Raw genomic sequence first — 1,698 nt, forward strand, 5'->3', positions numbered from 1 at the left:
CGACGCCGCCCTCTACGCCTCCAAGCGCGGCGGACGAAACAAGGTCACCAGCGCCCCCGCTCTCGAAGATGCCGCCTGACAAGCGCGCATTTTTCTGAGCATAGTTCAATTATGCGCAGCCTCGCCTTCAACATCGCCTATTGGATCCTGTCGATCAGCTACGGGCTGACCGCCGCCTTCGCCGCCCTGGCGCCCGGGCGCGGCCCCGCCAGTTGGGTCATCCGCCGCTATGTGAAGCGGATGGTTCAGGCCATGTCGGTCTTTGCGGGCATCAAGCTGGATGTGCGCGGCAAGGAGCGGCTGCCGCAGGGCGCCTTCATCGTCGCGTCAAAACACCAGAGCTGGGGCGACGGCTTCGCCACCTATGATCAGTTCGACGATCTGGCCTTCGTCACCGGCGACCATCTGGAGAAGTTTCCGCTGCTGGGCGGGGTGCTGAAGAAGCTGGGCGCCATCGTCGTCAACTCCTGCGGCGGACACGAAGCCCGCAAGGCGCTGGCCATGCGCGCCGCAGAGGCCAAGGCCGACAACCGCAAGATCCTGATCTATCCCGAGGGCCATCTCGCCCCGATCGGCCAGAAGTACAAATACCGCTCTGGCGTCTGGCACATGTACCGCGACTTCGACATGCCGGTCGTGCCGCTGGCCACCAACCTTGGCCTGTTCTGGCCCGAGGAGAAGTACGAAAAACACCCCGGCACAGCGACGCTGGAGTTCCTGGAGCCGATCCCGGTCGGTTTGGGCAAGGAAGAGTTTCTGGAGCGTCTGGAGGCCGTCGTAGAGGCCCGCACCGCCGAACTGGTCGCTCAGGCGACGGGCGCCCCCGTCACCCCTGCCTTGCTGGTGGACGCGCCAAAGAAATGATCCCTTCTCCCGTCCGGGAGAAGAAAGCGGCTTACTTCTTGGGCTTCTTCGACGCCGCCTTGCGCAGGGCCACATCCAGCGAACGCCGCGCCCAGATCACCGCTTCATCGGGATCATCCAGCGCCGTCTCCGGCAGACTCCAATAACCCAGCGACAGCGTGCGTCCATCCTTGGCCGGATAGGTGAACAGACGTGATCCCGCCGCTTCGAACGCCTCGGCCAGCGCATCATCCGCCTTCAGCCAGACCACGCCGTCGTCCAGCAGGGCGAACGTCAGCCCGCCGACAGAGACTCCTGCCCCACCGAACAGTCGCTTGATCTCAAGCCGCCCCAGGGCGTCGAAATGCTCGCGCACCCATTCGTTGAAGTCGGAATCGAACGCCACCTCAGACGCTGGCGACGGGCACGATGGTGACGCTCTCGCCGCAACCGCAAGCATCCGTCTGGTTCGGATTGTTGAACACAAACTTGGAGGCCAGACGCGTCGTCTCGTAATCGATCTCGGTGCCGATCAGGAACAGCACGGCCTTGGGCTCGATCAGGATGGTGACGCCCTTGTCCTCGACCACCTCGTCCAGCGGCCCGACCTCATTGGCATAGGCGAAGGTGTATTCCTGCCCCGCGCAGCCACCGTGCTTGACGCCGATGCGCAGACCGATGTGGTCGTTCTCGGCATTGTCCAGGATTTCGCGCACGCGATCAGCAGCGGCGTCCGTCAGGGTGACGGCCTTGGGACGCGGACGGCGCGGGCGGGATGTGGCTTGAAGCTCGGTCATCGGGCCTTCCCTTCTCCGTCATCCTCGGGCTTGACCCGAGGATCGGATGCGCCGTCGC

The 1,698-nt window shown here is 64.4% G+C and carries 3 protein-coding genes; 1 reads left to right on the forward strand and 2 read right to left on the reverse strand.

Annotated features, from left to right (window positions below; all coding sequences use genetic code 11):
• Positions 1-111: 111 nt before the first annotated feature.
• On the forward strand, positions 112-864 hold the full coding sequence (locus tag QZ281_RS09300) for a 1-acyl-sn-glycerol-3-phosphate acyltransferase (protein ID WP_292227506.1): 753 nt from the start codon (positions 112-114) through the stop codon (positions 862-864).
• A 31-nt stretch (positions 865-895) separates the two neighbouring features.
• Here QZ281_RS09300 and QZ281_RS09305 read toward each other — a convergent pair whose 3' ends face one another.
• Positions 896-1,249, reverse strand: a complete 354-nt coding sequence (locus QZ281_RS09305) for a TfoX/Sxy family protein (protein ID WP_292227509.1) — start codon at positions 1,247-1,249, stop codon at positions 896-898.
• A 1-nt stretch (position 1,250) separates the two neighbouring features.
• Positions 1,251-1,640, reverse strand: a complete 390-nt coding sequence (locus QZ281_RS09310; protein ID WP_292227511.1) for an iron-sulfur cluster assembly accessory protein — start codon at positions 1,638-1,640, stop codon at positions 1,251-1,253.
• Between the last annotated feature and the right edge of the window lie 58 nt (positions 1,641-1,698).

Source organism: Brevundimonas sp., from assembly GCF_018608325.1.
In the GTDB taxonomy this organism is placed as follows: Bacteria; Pseudomonadota; Alphaproteobacteria; order Caulobacterales; family Caulobacteraceae; genus Brevundimonas.